We start from the raw sequence: 1,907 nt of genomic DNA, 5'->3' as shown, positions 1-1,907 counted from the left end.
TGACGAAGCTCGATAATGTTCAATTTTATTAAACCGCCTGCACTACCGCCCCAGCTGAAATGGACGTATGCCCATGAACCAGAACTATTGGGATGGACGATTCGAGCGCGCAACTACAATACATTTATAGCCAACGGCATGTTTGTATTTATGAACGCGCTAATCATTGGTGGTTCGCTCATCATGTATTCGGTGTATGAAGGGATGAGTCAACCTTGGCGAACCATGTCCTGCGTTTTTTTTTATGCACTTATATCATTTACAATTTCCTGCATGACCCATCAGAAAATGAACTTTGCCTATCGCTTTACTCAGTCCGGTATAGAATGTTGCGAATGGAAAGATTTTCCTAAATGGGTACTTACTTTTCTGAAGTGGTTTTCAGGGTTTACGGCCTTAATCTTCATTTTTATGGCTACGATCGATCCTGCCTTCTTGATCGGTGCACTGATAGGCCCGGGTGGGATGGGCTTGATGTATCTTACAATGTTGAACTCGAAAGGTTATCAGGAAATGCACACTCAATATCATCATCTGATTTACGAATGGAAAGACTTCACACAGCTGGCAATTGCGACCAACAGAGAAGTCGTTGACCTGAAATTTACTCATTTTGATAGGCGCCTATCTCGAATAGTAAACTGGAGTCAAAATATTTTTTGCAAGCGCAAACAAAAAGACAAGGTGGCCGAATTCATCAAGCCATATTTGTCTCCTGATGTACCTTTTATTCGGGCCAAGGTTAATGTGCCGATGAGCACGGACTAATTGTGGTGGGCAGGGCCGTGCAGTACTCCGGTCACCGCAACCCGAGAGCCTCGACAGGTTTCTGGGTACAGATCCAGTTACCCGCCGACCTGGCGGGCATGGCCGTGGGCCTGCAAGCGGCGATATTCGAAAACATGCATTTATCCCGGCAGGATTGGCGGGTCACAAACCGTCATGTTTACGACCAGTTCATCTACGGTAACTGGGTCGACCCGAATCAACTTGGCACACTGCCCGGTACAGCTGGCGGTCAGCACCGCCCGGCAGACTTTGCCTACACCGGCACTGAGCAACATCGCCTGTGGCAGGTCTGGATCGAGCTACGGATAGACAGCCCGATCCTGGAAATGGCGATTAAATACCCCTGGGGCATACTCCAGCATGAGAGAGGGGTTCCCTACCGGTTTCGCCTGGCCCTGGATCGGGACGCCGAAGAGGCCGACAGAATAGTAGAAACGTCTGGCGGCGACCTTAAGGAAGATGCCGATATCGCGCTGCCCGAGAACGGCAGCGAGTTAATGCAACTGGCCATCCCCGACTAAATCAACGAGTCTTAGAATGTTCGATTTTATCAAGCCGCCTGAACTGCCGCCCCAACTGCAATGGACGTATGCCCATGAGCAGGAACTGTTGGGATGGACGATACGGGCGCGCAATTACAATACGTTTGTAGCCAATTGCATGTTTGCGTTTATGTCCATCTTGATTTTCGGCTGTTCAATGTTCTTATATTCTGTGTACGAAGGAGTCAGTCAACCTTTGCGAACCATGTCATGCGTTTCCTTTTATGCATTTATATCATTTACAGTTTCCTGCATGACCCACCAGCGAGTAAATTTCGCCTATCGCTTTACAAAGTCGGGAGTAGAAGAGTGCGAGTGGAAAGATTTTCCGAAATGGCTCTTGCCATTTTTGAAATGGTTTACCGGAATTACAGCAGTCATTTTTATCTCTCTGGCCGCCGTTGCCCCGTCATTTCTGATTGGCGCCCTGGTAGGGCCGGGAGGGATGGGTTTGATGTATCTTTCAATGTTGAACTCGAAAGGCTATCAGGAAATGCAGACAAGCTATCATCACTACGCCTTCAAATGGAAAGAGATCACCCAGCTCGCCATTGCGACCAACAGGGAGGTGGTCGA

General features: G+C 48.4%; 3 protein-coding genes. All 3 read left to right on the top strand.

What is annotated here, in order from left to right; all coding sequences use genetic code 11:
- Positions 1-15: 15 nt before the first annotated feature.
- Complete coding sequence (locus ACCD02_RS32475; RefSeq protein ID WP_413310688.1) at positions 16-768, top strand: hypothetical protein; 753 nt, start codon at positions 16-18, stop codon at positions 766-768.
- Positions 769-785: 17 nt separating this feature from the next.
- The gene (locus tag ACCD02_RS32470) at positions 786-1,310 is read left to right on the top strand and encodes a hypothetical protein (RefSeq protein WP_413310686.1); all 525 of its coding nucleotides are present in this window, start codon (positions 786-788) and stop codon (positions 1,308-1,310) included.
- Positions 1,311-1,326: 16 nt separating this feature from the next.
- A partial coding sequence (locus ACCD02_RS32465) for a hypothetical protein (protein WP_413310684.1) occupies positions 1,327-1,907 on the top strand: 581 nt, incomplete at its 3' end.

The organism is Pseudomonas sp. Pseusp88 (assembly GCF_047303955.1).
Lineage (GTDB): Bacteria > Pseudomonadota > Gammaproteobacteria > Pseudomonadales > Pseudomonadaceae > Aquipseudomonas.
This window is presented reverse-complemented; position numbering and strand designations above follow the sequence as displayed.

What these genes read in the sequence shown, in the direction of transcription:
- ACCD02_RS32475 (WP_413310688.1), top strand. Translation starts at nt 16, where the DNA reads ATGTTCAATTTTATTAAACCGCCTGCACTACCGCCCCAGCTGAAATGG.